Raw genomic sequence first — 16,954 nt, 5'->3', positions numbered from 1 at the left:
CCAACCGCTGATCAGCCTTACCTAGATCCTACCAAGAATCAAACTGATCTTCAGCTTGAGCGCCTCATTGGATTTGGCGCGAATCGACGCCTGCTTGGCTCTATTACTGTGGTTCCATGGAAAACTCCAGGTAACCTTGGGAATTCCCCTGACTTTCGCCTGACATTTGTTAGCACAAGGGGCTCGCTCCGTATAAAGCGCCTTCACGCGCCGACTACCCGCCTGCTTCAGCACATCATCCTCGGCATGGACCCGCTTCCCTGAACGCCCTGTCAGGATTCTACCGTCTTCAAGAAGGACTGCCGCGTAGTTTCCACTCCTCCCCCTGGCCTTATCGAGGAGGCGTCGAGCTTTGATCGCAGCACTTAGTTCGTCCTCGCCGTAGGGAACGTAACTGCCAACCTCACAGATATCATCGGAGCCACCTGTGTTATGGACCAAGACATCAAAGTTGCCGACACGAACGTAGTAGGTATGGATGTCGTCGACGGTCAGGTTGTGGACGGCAGCAATGGCATCGTAGGCGACGATCTCAATCACGGTTGCGCGAGCGCCATCGAGGCCTTGCAACTCGTCACCCGACTTCAGATGAGCAGCCCCCAACCATCGCTTCTGATTGGCGATCCAGAACGGATGCTCATCTGTGGCAGTTACGACTCCGTCACGGGCACCGTCACCATCTGAGTCAATGACGACGTCGATGAGCCTCTTCGACCCATCCCCCTTGATAACGGCAGTTACCGGCCGGGCCCCCTCTTCGCCGGTTTCGGGATTGGCCGCGATAACAACGTCATCCAACTCAATGGATTCAATCTCTTTGTAACTGCCATCCGCGAGCAGCACGAGTGTTCCGGGCAGGAAGCTGTTACAGCCTGGTGATCTCTTTTTGGCCTTGCTTACCTGCTTGACCGCCCCTACACCCCGGGCAGCGGTCTTCGCTTGACGAACTCCAGGCACCATAGATGCCACGCCCATGGCGCAGGCCGCTCCGCTCCCGCCCGCACAGGTCTTGATGGTGTCGATAGCTCCCGCTACCGCCGCCACTGCTCCCGCAGCGGCGGCCACTACTTGAGCCGGGGGCGGGAGAACAGCCGAAACCATCGCGACGGCACCGGCGACCGCCGATATTGCCCCAGCATTGTTTACTACGGCCTTCGCTGCCGATACAGCGGCGCCCGAAACAGCCTTCCCTACTTTACTCGCCGCATTCTTCACGCTACCCCAGAAGAGACCGTCCGGGTCAGCGAAGGTAATCGGATTACTGTTGGCATAAGCGAAAGGGTTTAGCCGCTGCGGATCATACTCATCGGTCTGGGGATCCACCGAAATGAACGAACCCAGAGTGGCGTCATAAAAGCGGGCACCCAGCAACGACATTCCCGTCGGGTCGGCAATGCCGCCTACGAACCCGCGCTCCCCCGATGGCCAGAGACTACTGACCCCTTGCATCCGCTGATTACCATACGGATCGGCGTACTTTACGGTTTCGACCCTGGTTACCGAGTTGAGCGCCCACATCGCAGAATCGTGCTGATCCGAGGCGAGCCAAATGACATCATTGCCACTGGCGGCAGTGGAGGTTGATCGGGAGGCGATGATATCGCCGGAGTGCTCGTAGTAGCGAGTCCCAACAGTGTCCGAACCGACTATTTTCAGTTCTTGCCCGGAAACGAAAACAGTCGCCTGACTGCCGGGGTCAATCCGAGCTATCCGGTTCCCGTCGGCGTCGTAAACCATCCGGGTCACGCCTTGCGGACCAGTGATCTGTGAAAGGTTTCCCTGCTCGCTCCAGTCTAATGTCTCGGCGACCCCGTCGACCCGGCGGTAGGTGAGATTCCCGGTGGCGTCCCAGTCGTAGTGGTCGACCCGGCTGCCGGTGGTCACCGTGCGGACCGCGTGAGGCTGGTCGGCGCCCGCCTGGGCGTACCCATAGGCGGCGGTGGTGCCGGCCTGGTGGTCGGTCACCGAGGTGCGGGACCCGGCCTTGTCGAAGGCGTACGACTTCCAGTAAGGGGAAACCCCTCCCACGGTGCTGGCGTTCGGTGCGGGGGCACAGGTGTCGACGGCCTGGGTCCAAGCTTGGGTGAGCCGGCGGAGGTAGTCGTACTGGAAACACTGGACGTCGCTGTCGCCGGGGCGTACCTGGTCGTCGTTGTCCTGCGGCTGGTTGGCCATCGACAGGACGTTGCCGGCGGGGTCGTACCGGTAGGAGAGCGCGGCGACGTTGGTGACGGAGGCGTCCCGGTCGAAGTAGAACTCGGTCAACCGGCGGGTGGCGTCGTCGTAGACGTAGGTCTGGTAGGCCTGCGGGTTGCTGCTCGGGCCGAGGCGGCGTTGCAGCAGCTCGCCGTAGGGTGAGTAGGTGGCGGCGTCGACGTAGACGGTGTTGGTCCCCGAGGGGTAGGAGGTACCGCCCACCCGGGTGACGTTGCCGAGGTCGTCGTAGGTGTAGCCGATGATTTCGCGTTCGAGTGCGCCGACCTTCGGCACGCTCATCCGCTCGGGTGAGCCGTCGATCCGGTAGGTGTAGGTGGAGACGTAGGTGCCGGCTGCCGCGGCCAGGCCTGGCATGGCGGGGATCACCGATTCTTCGTCGGCGATCTGGTAGGCGTTGTTGTAGGCGAAGATCTCGCGGGTGAACTGGTGGCCGTCGACGATCGATGTCTGCTTGGTGAGGTGGCCCTTGGCGATGGTGTCGTAGGTCCACTCGGCGGTGGTCTGGCCGTTGACCAGGCGCTTTTTCTGCCGGCCGAGGAGGTCGTACTCGGTGGCGACGACGTGGCCGAGTGCGTTGGTGGAGCTGGTGACGTCGTCGGCGTTGTCGTAGGTGAGGGTGGTGATGCCCTTGTCGGGGTCGTCGGTGCGCACCTCCCGACCGCGAAGGTCGTACTCGTAGGTCCAGACCTTCCCTGTCGGGCCTGTCACGGTGGCGAGGTCACCGCGGGGGGTGTAGGTGTAGCTGGTCGTGTCGTAGGTGCCGCTCGGGGTGCCGGCCTGGTACTGCCGTAGTTCGGTGGTGCGGCCGTGGACGTCGCTGATGGTGGCCGTGGCGGTGTCACCCTGTGGTGGGGTCACCGCGACCTGCCAGCCGGTGGTGTTGCCGCCGTAGCTGGTGGTGGTCGCCCAGAGTTGGTTGTTGCCCGACCAGCTGGCTTCGCGGGTGACGCGGCCGACGGTGTCGTGGTCGAAGACGGTGCGGATGCGGTCCGCGCCGGGGTTGGCCTGCAGGAGGGTGGTGGCGGGTGGCCCGGTGGTCTGGGTGGGTCCGGCCTCGTATTGGGTGAGTCCCCGGTGGTCGTAGCCGGTCGAGGTCACCAGGCGGTTGCCGCCGAGGGCGTCCTCCTGGGTCTGCACTGGGCGGTAGAGCGAGTCGAAGAGGCCGATCTCGGTGAGGTAGGTGCCGTTGGGGCCCAGCCGCTTTGCGGTGACGGCCAGGGGTCCGTCGTTGCGGACCAGGTAGCCGAATTCGAGGTTGGGGGTCTGGGTGGCCTTCGACCGGCCGGGCAGCCACACCCTCGTCAGTCGCCCGAGGGCGTCGTGGGTGAGTTCGGTGCGTTTGTTGTTGGCGTCGACGACGGTGACGGGTTCGGCCCAGGCGGGTTGTTGGTGGGTGGTGATCTGGTGGCCGAGGGGGTTGGTGGTGAGGGTCTGGGTGACCGGTCCCGGCCCTGCGGGGGTGTAGGCCGTGGTGGTGACCTGTCCTCGGGCGTCGGTTTCGCTGGTGACCCGGCCCAGGGCGTCGTAGCTGCTACGGGCGGTGGTGGTGTAGACGGGCCCGCCGTCCCAGGTGTCGAGGATGTCCTCCCTCGTCACTAGCCCCTTGGACGGGGTGGCGCCGTGGGTGTTCGAGCCGTCGTGGTAGGTCCGGGTGTCGGAGACGACGTCGGCGGGGCGGGACGGGGACACCGCACACGCCTTGGCGACGGTCTCGACCCGGGTGACGGCCGCCCGGATCCAGGCGGTGTCGTTCGTGGCGTAGGTGGTGCGGGTGCAGGTCTCGTCACCGGTCTGGGCGGTGTCGCCCGTCTCCGAGACGCTGACGGGTAGCCCGTCGGTGTTGTAGGTGGTGGCGGTCTCGGTGCGTGCCCAGGTTCCGGGGGCCAGACGCTTGCGGGTCTTCTCCAGGGTGGGGCCGGTGAGGTAGGCCCGGTCGGTGCCGGCGTCGTGGGTGCGGCTGGCGGTCTGCCGTGTCCAGTACTGGGTGCTGGACGACTCGATGATGGTCGTGTCGTCGAGGGTGGCCTGCTCCAGTGGATTACCGGCCAGCGCGGGATGGTCGGGGTACGAATTGCCGTCGGAGTCGCTGGCCTGGACGCTGCGCCGGGTGCCGTTGGGCAGTGGCTGGTCGTCGAGGCCGCGGTAGAAGCGTTGGCGGGTGGTGAGGGGGGTGCCGCTGCTGGGGTCGCCGACCCGGGTGGTGACCTGGGAGTAGCCGCGCCACTGCCCGTAGGTGCGGTGCTTCTTCTTGGTGAACTCGTTGTCGTCGTAGGCCCAGAGGACGTTGGTGCCGCTGCCAGAAGTGTTGTACTCGTAGCGGGTGGTCGTGGCGGGCTGGTCGGCGGTCCGGTCGATCTCGGAGATCTCGGTGACCACGTACTTGTGGAACCAGTCGCGCTTGGGTTCAAAGTACCCGTCGGGGGTCCAGTAGACCGGGTAGCAGCGCCGGGAGTTGTAGGCGACGTTGGTAGGCAGATCGTTGGTGTCGCAGTCGGGTTCGGAGTAGGTGACGTGGAAGTCTGCGCCGGACTCGGTGCGGATGGTCTGGATCCGCCAGCGGGAGAACAGTGGTGCGCCGGCGAGGGCGTTTGCGCGGTTGGCCAGTTCGACACCGGTGAACTGCACGGCGGGGTCGGTGACGGTGCCGCCGACGTGGCCGGCGCGGACGATCTGCTTGAGCCACAGGGAGGCCGAGCCGGCGACGGTCGGTGCCTTGAACTCGTGGGTGAGGGTCCAGGAGTCGACGTCGGTGAAGGTGCTGGAGCCGGCGCGCACCTGGGTGGTGATCTTCGTGAGGCGTTTGGTGGTGAAGAAGACTGGTGCCAGTTTGTCGGTGCAGGGGGCGGCGGCGCAGTTCTTGTCCCAGGGCACGTCGGGCCAGTTGGCGTGGACGGGTTTGCCGTCCTCGTGGCACGGGGTGGCAAGGCAGCGGTCGTCGGTGGTGAAGAGGACCTTCGCGGTGGCGGCCAGGGTCGGGTGCGCGGAGTGCAGCCCGTACTCGATGCGGGTCAGGTAGCCGCCGCGCTGGTAGGAGACCCGGTTGTCCTTGTCGCCGGCCGCACCGTAGTGGCCAGTTTCGGTGCTGTAGTAGTACCGGACCGTGTTGCCGTGGACGTCGACCGCCTTGTCGAGCATCCACCGCCACGCCTGAGCACAGGAGGAGTCCTTGAAGTCGGTGGCATGGCACGGCTCGCCAGAGTGGTTGCCGAAGACGGGGACCGTCCAGCGGGAGTTGGCGGTGGCGACCTCGCTGGCGAAGTCGTACCGGGTGCCGTCGGGGGTGGTGATGGTCCACCGTTCGGTGGTGGCGGCGCTCGGGGTCGCGGCGCTGCCGGTCAGTTCGATTCTCCAGTTGCTGTCGTGCTGCGCCCGCCAGGTTCCGGTGGTGTCGTCCTTGATCAGTGAGGTGTTGGTGCCGTTGAGGGAGAGGGTGACGTGGGGTGAGTCGCCCTTCCAGCAGTGGTCGGCGGTCTCCTTGGTCTTGTTGTTCGGGTCGTCGCCGCTGACGGCGTCCCGGTCGTCGGTGCAGGTGACGTAGGTGCGTTCGATCAGGCCCGGGGTGTACTCCCAGCCGTCGCCGACCCAGGACGCCTGGTTGTTGGCGCCGGCCATCCGGCCGTCGACGATCTGGGAGGAGTAGTTCAGGGACACCTCCGGCAGGGGGCCCTCTGCCGGGGGGATCCGCACCGGGTTCGTGTAGGTGAAGGCGCCCGAGCTGTCTCCGGCGGTCCACGATCCGGATGCCTTGAGGTCGGTTGCCTTGTAGTCACCCTCGTCGGAGGACTCGTCGGCGGTCATGGCGAAGACGGTTCGCTGACCGCTGGCGGTGGTGATCTCGGTGGCCAGGGTGCCTGCCGCCGGGTCGTTGGTCGTCTCGACCCGCTCGGTGTGCTGGCACTCCGACCGGTCGGGGGTGGTGGCCGCGCAGGGGGGCAACTGACGAAGGGTCAACCGATCCCCCCACCCCGCCCCGTAGAGGTTCCGGAACCCGGTGTAGTCGAAGGTCGCCTCGACCGTTCCCGGTTGGCCGTCGACGACGATCACCGGCCCGCTGACGCCGAGCCGCTGGGAGTGCTCCTCGTCGAGGACCTGGACGTGCGTCTGGGCGGGGGTGCGGGCGCCGTCGACAGGGGTGACCGTCACGGGCAGCCCACCGGGCACGGTTCGTGCCATCGATGTCGAGGCCGTGCTAGCGGTGAGGGTTGCCCGGCCGGGCTGCGGCCAGGTGGTGTCGGTCGGCGGCGCCCACCTGCCGCCGTCATCGGGTAGGGGGGTCCGGTCGACGGGGACCGGCCGGGCCGGCTGGACCTTGTCGGCCTTGACAGCGCGGTCGCCTCGCGGAGTCTCGACCGCCTGGGCGGGTTGCTCCACCACGGCGAGAGTGGAGGCCACCAACACGGTGATGGCGCTCAGGGCGACCAGCCGTCGGGGGCCGGACAGGGTCGGGCGGGGCTGCGACATGACACCTTCCTGACAGGGAGGGGGAGGTCGGTGGGCCGGGGTGGCAGACGAGTGGGGGTGGTTCCACCCCTGCGGTGGGTCAGTCGACGCTCAGGCCGGCGATCCCGTCAGGGTCGAGGGTCGAGGTCCAGATGCGGACGTCGTCCACGACCCCGCCCAGCGGCGACCAGCGTTGCCCGCCGGTGTCACCCTCACAGCCGATCAGCAGCGGCCCGGTGGCTGCCCACGGGGAGGCGGGGCCGTCGGTCTCGCCGTGCAGCACCCCGTCGACGTAGAGACGGACCTTCCCGGCGAGCAGGTCGTAGACGCCGGTGAGGTGGGTCCACCTGCCCAGCTCCGGGGCCTGTGCGGACTCGGCGGTGTGCCAGGTCGGGGTGCCGCTGCCGGTCGAGGGCAGGGCGAACTGCCAACGGTCGGTGGCGGCGGCGTACCTGAGGGAGAAGCCGCCCCGGGCCGGTCCCGCCTGGGACACCAGGACGTGGTCTGCGGTGGTCTGTTCGAGCATCACCCAGGCGGCGACGGTGAAGGAGGCGTCGGTGCTTACCGCCGGGCCGGAACTCTCGGCGCAGGAGGTGCCGGTCAGGTCCAGGCCGAGGGCTCCGTCGCGGCCGAAGCCCCGGTCCCGCGACCAGGTGTAGGTGCCGTTGACGGTCAGGTCACGGCCGTTGCCGGAGACGTCGGTCAGGTGGGTCGGGGTGTCGCTGGCGGGGCCGTCCAGCGGCCAGAGCCCCGCCAGCCGCACCCCGGGGTTGCCGCCGTGGACGTCGGCGACCTCGGTGGCGGTGAGGGCACCGCGCCAGGCCCGCGCGGTGGAGATTGCCCCGGTGACGTGGTCGGCGCGGGTGGCGGCGTACCAGGAGCAGCCGACCGTGAGGGCACCTTCGGCCCGCCAGGGGGCGGCGGTCCGGGTTGCCGTGGAGGCGAGGGTGCCGTTGACGTAGAGGCTCATTCGGTTGTCGGTGGCGTCGTAGACGCCGGTCAGGTGTGTCCAGGTGCCGACCTGGGCGGTCATGGGGTTCGGGGAGCCGGTCCACTCGGTGGCGGAGGTCTCCTGGTCGGTGGCCTTCATCGCCATCGCCCAGTAGGGCGCGCCGCCCGAGTGCCGGGTACCGAGGTACCAGCCGCTGACCCGGGTGCCGTCCTGGGCGAGAACGGTTTGGTTGGTGGTGCCGGCTTCGGCGAGTTTGACCCAGGCGGCCACGGTGAAGGACTCGTCGGTGCGCAGGACCGGGCCAGTGACGGTGGCGCACTGGTCGCCGTCGAGCTGCATGGCCGACTCCGGGCGGCCGTACTGGTCGTCGACCCAGGAGGCGGTCTCGGGTACCTCCGCGTCGGCGGAACGACCGGTGGCTTCGGTGCCGCTGCCGCGCATTCGCCAGTCCCCGACGAGACCGGCGGGCAGTTCCGTCATGGCCCGTCCGATCAGGCTGTCGCCGAGCAGCCCCTGCCAGACACCCACCTGGTCGAGCGACCCGTCAAGCCGGTTCCATGTCGTGGTGGCGCTGCCGGCGCACCCGAGCAGGAGGCGAGATTCCCCGTTCCAGGGCGTGAAGGTGAAGGTGTTCTCGGCGGCCAACGTTCCGTTGAGGTACAGGCGCATCACTCGTGCCACCGGATCGACGGTGGCGGCGAGGTGTTGCCAGACCCCGACGGCGGGTGCGGCGGCTACTGCGGAGGCGGCGCCGAAAGCGGCGGTGTCCCCGTTGGTCACCGACAGCCGCCACTGGTCGGTGTCCTTGGCGTAGCCGAGCACGAAGGCCGGGGCCGTCGAGCCGGTCTGGGCGATGACCGCAGCGTCGTTGCTCTTGGAGGCCAGCTTCACCCAACCGGCAACCGAGTACTCCACGTCGCTGCGGATCACCGGGGTGGTCTCCGCGCAGCTCGTGCCGTCGAGGTTCAGGGCTGCGGTCGGATGGCCTCTGCGGTCGGTGCCGTAGCCGACGCCGCCGTCGATCGTCAGGTGCCGGTCCTGTCCGGAGTCGTCCAGGCCGTCGCCGTCGAGTCGCCAGGAGGCCCGCGGCTGGACCTCGGTGATTCGGCCGGTGAAGAAGTTGAAGGCGGTACGGGCCGAGTAGTTACCGGCGTGGTCCTGGGCCCACACGTAGACCACGGTCCGCCCGGCTTCGGGCGTGAAGGTGATGGAGGCCGTACCGGTGGAGGCGACGAAGGTTTGCCTGGCGTCGACTCCGATGCCGTAGGCGAACTGCTTCACGCCGGATCGGGCGTCGGAGGAGGTGAGGCTCAGGGTGACCGGTTGGCCGACGACCGGTGTCGCCGAGGTCCGGGCGACGACGGGGGTAATGGGAGGGGTGTGGTCGAGGCGGAAGTGGCAGTTGCCCGTCCATGCGGTGTTGTCGACCCCGTCGGTGCCGCGGACCCGCCAGGTGTAGTTGCCCTCGGCGAGTTTGGGGGTGGTCCAGCCGCGTTCCGCTCCGGAGTTCGTCCAGGCGGAGGTGTGGTCTGCGGGGCTGGTCGGACCGTTCAGGTCGAACTGGACCCGGACGGTTCCGTCGCCGTCGTTGGCCTTGCCGTAGAGGGTCGGGGTGGTGACGTTCAGCCACGGCCCTGGGGAACTCGTACTGCAGGTACCGCCCGGGGCGGTCCGGATCGCCGCCGGGGAGGCGGGCTTGTGCTGGTAGGTGGCCGTCAACCGCACCCGGGTCGGGTCGAACCGCGCCCAGTGACCGCCGTTCTCGGAGGCCATCCGCAGGCCGAAGGTGATCGAGGTGAAGTCCGAGTCGGCGTGGCGCTGGACGTGGTGGCCGATGTTCGAGCCGTTGAAGGCCATCCAGTTCGGTGCCTGCCCGCAACCCCCGTTGGCCTGGCCGACCTTGGTCTGCAGGGCGCCGCCGTGCAGCCACTTGTCGCTCATGCCGTTCCAGCTGGCGGTGTTACTGACCAGGGAGTTCGTCTGCCAGATACCGATGGACTCCCCCGCGCACCAGCCCGTATGCAGCAGGTAGGCGTCGACGCTGGTGGTCCCTGTGATGCGCTTGCCGCGAAGGACCGAGACGTCGAAGTAGAAGTGCGACCGCCAGATGTCCGAGTGGTTGTCCCAGTTCGAGCCGACCCGCGCCGCCTCTCGGGGATAGGAGGTACCCGAGGTCCACTGGCTGTTCGGGCTCGAACTGTTCACCGGGGCCCAGTTCGTCCACCGCTTGTCGTAGGTGGGGTCGATGAAGATCGGGAAGCTGGGCTGTTCGAACACCTCAGGCGCGGCCGCGACGGTCAGGGTGCCGTCGCCGACCTCGACGCTGACGGGTGCGACGGTCGCCGAGTCGGCGGGTCCGTGGACCGTGGAGCCGGCTGGGACGACCTGCCGTGAGTTCGGGCCCTGCCGCTCGGAATCGGATTGGCTGGTGGGGGGTTTCGAGTCCCATGCCGTCGCCGGGGGCGCGGCGGCCAGCAGTCCCTGCGGCCCGGTGATCGTCACCCCGCCCGCGACGGAGGTGACCTCCGCCGAGCCGCCGACGACGTAGTGCGTGGCGCGGACGGCGGGGTTACTGGCCGCTGCCGCGCTCTTGACCACGAGCAGGTGCGAGAAGCCCGCCCGGTCGGCACGGACGACCAGGTCGACGTCGGTGTAGACGTTGGGGTATGTGATGGTGTCGCCAGCGATGACACCGGTGGGAAGCGGTGCCGACCAGCCGAGCGTGAAGTCGGCGCCCGCACCGGTCATCGTTGCGAAGGGGCCGGAGCCCCCCGGTGAGAAGGCGACGTCGGCGGTGGAGGCCACCGGACGGATGAGACCGTCGTCGTCCACCTGGAGGTTGGTGCCGATGGTCCGCCATCCACCGTCCTGGAGGGTCCACTGCGGTTCGAGCCACGACTCGAAGGCGAGATCACCGGAGGGCTGGGCGAAGGCCTTCGTGGTTTCGGAGGCTGCACCCAGGACCTCGACGGCGATGTCGCATGCCGCGGCGAGGGCGAGGGCCTGGCGTTCGGTACCTGCCGTGGCGGTACCGCCTTCCGCCACACCGGCGGGACAGTTGCTCTCCCCGGCGCTCGCCCGGTCGGGTGACCCGGCGACGGTCAACGAGCTAGTGATCAGCGAAAGGACGAGGGCGGACGTCAACCAGGCAGGGCGTACCGAGGGCAAGATGGCACCTTCGCGGATTAGCTCGAAGCGGATCTTGGCCGACACCCTACTGAGGCCCTGACCAGCACAAAAGGGAGTCGATCAAAAACTCATTGCCGTCCGTGACCGATTTTTACCTCCCTGTCACGGATCGATCTTGGCGTTCAGGATCACCTCAGGAAGGCCGCCGACCTGCGACATCGCGTCGGGGAACCTGATCCGCAGAGGACAGATGTCGTTTATGTCCATAGTCACACATGACGTCAGTGAGACCGAGCAGTCCAAGATCAGGGTATGTCCCACTATCCAGATCCAGATCGTTTGGCACTCATACCGCGAGACCGGCGAGACTGGCAGCAGCGGCGGCTTCGCGAACTGTGCGCCCTGCCCTGCCCCGAGGGCAGATCTACTCCTGGGCCAGGGACCAGTCCGCGTCGCCGTCGGTCACGGTGGCGTCGCTGAAGGCCGACGAGTTGGCGCGCGGCCACGTGCCGCCGGGGAACGACGACGAGTCGACCGCCTCGCCTCGTAGGAGGATCATGGCGGTGGCCTGGGCCGAGAGGAACGCGGTCAGAGTCGCGATGGCTGTAGCGATGACGGCTGTGCTGTAGCCGGCTTCGCCGATGATGAGCGCTACCCCGGCCCAGGAGAAGACCGCTGAGCCGAGGGCTGCGATGGCGACGGAGGTTGCCAGGATCAGCTTCGCCAGCACCACGGCGAGGGTCCCGTAGAAGGCCGCTCCGGCTGCAGCGCAGGTCAACAGGTTGACGGCAGTACTTGAGGCGATCGATCCGATCTGGGCTGCGGCCTTGGAGTGGCCTTCCACGCTGCCGACGTAGGCGTCTCGCGCTTTGCCCGACCAGTCGGAGTCGTCGACCACCAGGTGCTGAGCGGTGAGTGCGCTGGATACCCCGGTGGCGGTGCCGCGAACGTCCATCCAGTTCCAGGCGTCGACGAACATGAAGATCGGTGCCAGCTCGCCCTGCAACAGGTCGAGGTAGAGGTCCTTGATTCTCTTGCCGGCGCTGACGCTTTCCCGGCCCATCGTCAGGACAGCGTCGGAGACGTGCGCGGGCATGTACCAGCGGCCAGCGGCAGCGACCGACGCGGCCGAGAGCGCGCCGAGCTGCCGGTCGAAATCGGCCAGGCCCGCTCGGATGTCGGCGATCAGAGCCTCGTACTGCGCCCGATTGAAGTCCACCTGGCCAGCCTGTTCAGTAGAGGTTGTTGAGTCGGTGGGCGTTGCTGCGGTCTTCCTCGTCGTAGGTGTCGGCGACGAACCGCAACGTCCGACCCACCTCGGCCAACGCTGCTCTCCCCTCGTTGCAGCGCCCGCTGACCTGCTCGACGACGTCGTTGTACGGGGACACGATGAGCTGGAACAGCCCAGCTTCGACCCGGTTCAGGCTCATGGCGGCGACCTTCGTGCCGATTCGGCCGACGGCGGCGCTCTGCCCGTCCCACTCGATGGCCTCTTGGCGCAGCGTGTTGGTGGCGACGGAGACCTGGTCGCGACTCGGCGACTTCATCAACGCTCCTGGGGCCGAGGGCTGGCATCGGCCAACCGCACCAATGTCGCAAGCGCTTCCTGGGCGAGGCCCTCCAGGTTCTCGGCCTCGCGCCGCTGATGGGCTGACCGCTCCCGGAGGATGGCGTGTGCCCCATGCAGAGCCTGGCTCAACTCGGCGTTGATCTCACGGGCTGTCCTGGTCGCTGCCCACGCCGGCTCGATCTCGCAGCCCCGCAGACCGTCCGTGGACAGGGCAATGCTGACAGTACGTTCACGGTTGCGGCCCATGGCCGGCTCTGGTGGCGTGGCGCTCTGTGCACGTACCGCCTGGAAGGTCGTCAGGATCTCCTCGTTCAGCGCGAGGTGATCCCGTCCCGGCCCGTAGACGGGCACCTGAGGCAGCGGAGCCAGAGGCTCATCGGTGTGTTGACGATCACTGCGAGCCTTGAACCGATCCGCCTCGGCCGCCCATGCGTCACTGTCGAATCCCGCAGCCCATGCCCGCTGCCCCTCGGCTATCGCGTCTTCGAACGCGGACAGCACAGCCGATCCAAGATCCCGGGGCTCCACCCGACGCTGCCAGTCCGGTGCCACCTCGATCGCGATGGGCAGCCCTTCCGCTCCGATGGACACCTCGGCTGCTCCGCGCGCATCGGTGCCTGCCGTCCGACCGGGTGGCGGCTGGGACTGCACCGACGCCAGCAGGGCAGCCAGTTCCGTGGTCTGCTGGTGGAGCCGACGTAGCTTCTCTACCACCTCGTCGCTCATCTGCTTACCGCCGTCCTTGATCGCGTAGGGGCAGACGGGCAGCAGATCGTATGGCCAGCCCGCCGAGACCACTGAGCGAGAAGATGCAGTGGGCTAGCAGCCAGAACAAGCCAGCCCACTCAGCGGTGACGAGGAATCCCACCGCCAGAGTGGCCAGGAGGCCCGCCGCGATCAGTGAGGCGATGCCGACTGCTCGCCGAAAGCCGGATGACACTCGGGCCTCGTTCCAGAGCGCCGTCGCCGCCAGGAGCACCGTCACCACCGACGCGACCAGCACCGCCTGCGAGCCCGTCAGTCCGAAAGCCGCATCATCGGCGACTTCCGCAAACGACCTCACCAGCAAGGTCATCACCGGCAGCTCAAAGACCGGCCCGGCCGCCAAGAGCAGCAACAACGTACGGCTTGTACGGTTGCCATCCGTGATCGACGTCGCGCTCAATCTTCCCCCGCCTGCACGCTGCCACCTGACAATACTGTGCAACCGATCAGTGACTCATGGTGATTCTGCCAGTCTGCCAGATCGGTCGACCAACGGGCATCGTCCGGGACAGTGGGGTGGGGGGGTCAGCTGAAAAGGACTGTTGTCGGCAGTAAGCGCAATGCGTACCACCTGTGCTGCCGGTGCAGTGGAGACCAGGCTAGACCGGGGCCCCGGAACTCCGCTCTGCCTGCCCCGGGGCCGACCGTTGACCTGCTCGTTCAGGTCACCCACCCGCTGTCGAGCATCCGCCGGCCTCCTACGAGGCCTTTCGGGTGCGGGATCTCGGTCGAGGCACCGGACGTACTACCCCACGGTGCACTCCCACCCGCACCCGACGAGGCATTGCCCAACGCGCTCGCACTCAACGGCGTTCCGCTGACCTGGACCGGGGAACGCCCACAGGCGATGGCCTGTGTCGGATGCTGCTCCACGCCCGCCCGCCAGCACCAACACGCGATGCCCCTGCTCGGCTCGGCCCGCTACCACACGGCACCCCACTCGGCGGCGCCGATTCCGCCGTCGCGGTGCGCATGTTGCGAGGCGTCCATCCAGTTCGGCGGCGGCGAGGGCTCCGTTGGCCAGCAGGATACGGCCCGGCCAGGCGGCGATCTGATCGGGTTCGCTGGGTTCGGCAAGCTGCCAGGGATGAAGCTCACGACCGGTTCGAGGGGACAGCCGGCGAGACACCCAACCCGTGGAGCGGGACCTGGTGGAGGTAGAGCTGCGTGGCGAAGGCACCGGGCGCGGTCCCCCGGTCGGAGATGACCAGGGCCGCTCCGTTGAACACGCCATGGAGTCAATCTTCGGGGTGCGGCCCGGTCGGGACCTCGGCCACGATCCGCATCGGCGGCTGCTCAGTTGGCGTGGCCGGGTGGCAATGCCTCCGCGGGCAGAACCAGTACCGTCCCATCCGCCCGCTGAACGAGGCCGATCTCGACATCGGGCAGTTCCGAGGCAGCTACCGATTCCTCGCTCGCGAGTTGCCGTAGGCGGCCCGGCCAGGCGAGCAGGCTGTTCACTTCACCCTGCGTCAGCAGTCGATTCGTGAAGCTCTTGGTGGGAGCGCGGAGTTGAAGTTCCGCCAGATCGACCAGGAGCGCGCGTAGATCACTCTGGAGTTCGTCCACGCTTCGCTGCTCGTCCTGCAGCATCGCCGTGAAGCGGCGAAAGTTGAGCTCTGGAGACTTCTGGGCGTGCTCCACAGCTTGAAGGACCGCGACCCGACGTTTCGTGGCGATGGCCAGCGAGGCGAGCCGGAGCTCGATGCGGAAGGTGCCGTTGGGCTGATCGATCCCGGGGAACGCCTTGATGAGATCGGCGATCTCCACACCCTTGGACGAGAACGCTGCGAGTTTCGCCCGCCAGGTGGCGGCCCTGCGGGTGGCGGCGGCGATGGCGGTGTCGACGGTGTGCACTGCGGCGTCCAGCCCCAGGGAATGTCCGGCCTCACCCTTGTCCAGCAGGAGCGCGGTCGCTCTCTCGACGGCTGTCGTGGCGCCATTGAGCCGGTCGCGTTCCGCGTCGAGGTTGTCGGCGGTCAGCTCCTCGAGAAGTTCGGTGACTCTTTCCATGGCCTTGCGGCGCTGCTCTTCGGCGTACAGGCTCGCGGCGGTGGCGACGGCAAGGAGAACGAAGGATGCTGCAGCGGTGACCATACCGGCGCCGGTAGCGGCTCTTGCGGTGCCGCTCATCACCCCGGTGGTGCTTGAACGTGACGCGTCGGCCACCATTGGGACGAAGGTCGCCTTCCCCACGATCCCCGTCTTGCCGAGGATGTCACCGTAGATTCCGTTGACGCCGGCCTTGGCCGGCATGAACCGGACCATGCCCTCGCCGAGCTGCGCCGCCACCGTCCTTGGTACCACCATGCGGTACAGCGTCTCCGTTGACCTTCCGGCGCCGACCATGCTCATGGAGGCATTCGCCGGCACCTTCAACAGGTTCCGCAGTGCCACGGCAAGAGGCGAAGCGGCGTCAAGGAGCCTTCCACCTCGAAGGTGGACCTCCGAGGGAAGCGGATAGGCCTCCACCGTGACGAGCGGCGTGTCGAGAAAGGCGGCGAGCGCCTGCCGCAGCCCCGCAAGCCGTGCAGGGGTCATTCCCTCGTAATCCACGGGGAGCTGTGCGGCACGCGAGATCCTCTCGGGATCGATCCGTCGCCAGTGTCCAGACCGGCACCTGCAGATCGTCCGTCACGCGTTTCCGCCGATCCTAGTCGAGGCGAGCACCTTCGGAAGACTAACCACTCGCGACGACCGCAGTACTGCCGGCCACTTGGTGACCCGAGATGCAGGCGACGGGTCTCCCCTATCGACATCCAGATCGGATAGGGAGCGGGTTTGTGGTCATCGTAGGGCCTCCGGCGGGTGCGTCCTGAATGCCGGATCGCGGTAGACACCTGGGCCGCCGATGGTGGTGGTTGACCTTGTCGCCGTGTCGAAGTCATCGGTGGCGCGTCGGGTGGGGGTGATGCTGAGGGTCCGAGCTGCCAAGCTGGTCGTGAGGGTGTAGGTGGTGGCGGTGGCGGCGGTGATGATGGCGAGTGGCCAGGGGGCGTGGGTGGCGTTGGTGGTGGGGTCGGTGGCTCCGATGGCGACGGCGATGACGGCGATGACGCCGTTGAGGGTGAGGTGGTAGGCGAGTGCGGCTTCGAGTCCGCCGGTGTGGGTGGTGAGCCAGCCGAGGGCGATGCCGGTGGTGAGGACGCCGAGGGTGCCCCATCCGCCGGGTCCGTGCAGGGCGGTGAAGATGGTGGCCTGGACGGTGATGGCGGGCCAGGGTGTGCGGGTGAGGCGGCCTACCGTTTGGAGGATGACGCCTCGGGTGACGTATTCCTCGGCGGCGACCTGGCCGACGATGAGGCTGAGCAGGACGGCGAGGGTGATCAGGGAGGGGCCGAGGCCGATCCAGGTCCGCGACGGCGGTGGTGATGTTGTGCTGGTGTCGGGGACGGCGAGCAGGACGGTGAGGGATCCGGCGCAGAACACGACAGGGACGCAGACTGCGGCGATGACCAGGCAGACGGCCAGCCACCGCCAGCGCAGCCGCCCAGCGACGCTGCTGAGGGTGCCTACCCGGCGTTTCTCGCCCCAGCGGACGGCGAGGAGGGTGGCGGGCAGGATGCAGGCGATCTCGGCGAACGACAGGACCAGCCCGGTGTAGGGGCCGAGGACGGGCAGCCCTTCCGGTGGGAGGTGTCGGGTGATCCGGGTGACGGGGAGTTGGGCGACCTGGGTGCCGATCAGGACCGCCGCCATGGTCAGCAGGGAGCGGCGTCGGGGGATGTGCTGGCTGAGTCGGTGGTAGGGGGTGCCGGTCGCCGACACGGACGAGGGCATGAGGGTGGGATCTCCAGGGCGTGGAGGGGCGGGCACGGGCCGGCACCAGACCGGGCGCGGTGGGCTGGTGGGGTTCAGCGGCAGGTGTGGGGTGTCGGCGG

Annotated in this window: 8 protein-coding genes; all 8 read right to left on the bottom strand. The window is 67.6% G+C overall.

The window, feature by feature from the left end:
* Nucleotides 1-21: 21 nt before the first annotated feature.
* Nucleotides 22-6,678 carry a polymorphic toxin-type HINT domain-containing protein gene (locus AWW66_RS35950; protein ID WP_067363125.1) on the bottom strand — a complete coding sequence of 2,219 codons (6,657 nt, stop codon included), beginning with the start codon at nt 6,676-6,678 and terminating at the stop codon, nt 22-24.
* Nucleotides 6,679-6,757: 79 nt separating this feature from the next.
* Nucleotides 6,758-10,753: a LamG domain-containing protein gene (locus AWW66_RS09930; protein WP_157527324.1), complete on the bottom strand. Its 3,996-nt coding sequence runs from the start codon at nt 10,751-10,753 to the stop codon at nt 6,758-6,760.
* A 409-nt stretch (nt 10,754-11,162) separates the two neighbouring features.
* Entirely contained in the window at nt 11,163-11,957 is a 795-nt protein-coding gene (locus AWW66_RS09925) for a hypothetical protein (protein WP_067363119.1), read from the bottom strand.
* 13 nt (nt 11,958-11,970) lie between these two features.
* Nucleotides 11,971-12,285 (bottom strand): hypothetical protein, encoded by a 315-nt coding sequence (locus AWW66_RS09920; protein ID WP_067363117.1) that lies wholly within the window; start codon nt 12,283-12,285, stop codon nt 11,971-11,973.
* The gene (locus AWW66_RS09915; RefSeq protein WP_067363114.1) at nt 12,285-13,034 is read right to left on the bottom strand and encodes a hypothetical protein; all 750 of its coding nucleotides are present in this window, start codon (nt 13,032-13,034) and stop codon (nt 12,285-12,287) included. Before AWW66_RS09915 ends, AWW66_RS09920 begins: the two co-directional genes overlap by 1 nt.
* 4 nt (nt 13,035-13,038) lie before the next feature.
* Nucleotides 13,039-13,428: a hypothetical protein gene (locus AWW66_RS09910; protein WP_067363111.1), complete on the bottom strand. Its 390-nt coding sequence runs from the start codon at nt 13,426-13,428 to the stop codon at nt 13,039-13,041.
* Between the two features lie 941 nt (nt 13,429-14,369).
* A complete protein-coding gene (locus AWW66_RS09905; RefSeq protein WP_245648112.1) occupies nt 14,370-15,614 on the bottom strand; it encodes a hypothetical protein in 1,245 nt (414 codons plus the stop codon).
* Nucleotides 15,615-15,860: 246 nt separating this feature from the next.
* A complete protein-coding gene (locus tag AWW66_RS09900; protein WP_067363109.1) occupies nt 15,861-16,853 on the bottom strand; it encodes a CPBP family intramembrane glutamic endopeptidase in 993 nt (330 codons plus the stop codon).
* Nucleotides 16,854-16,954: the final 101 nt, after the last annotated feature.

The sequence above is a fragment of the Micromonospora rosaria genome (assembly GCF_001567585.1).
Lineage (GTDB): Bacteria > Actinomycetota > Actinomycetes > Mycobacteriales > Micromonosporaceae > Micromonospora > Micromonospora rosaria.
The sequence above is the reverse complement of the archived record's forward strand: the minus strand, read 5'-3'. Positions and strand labels throughout refer to the sequence as shown.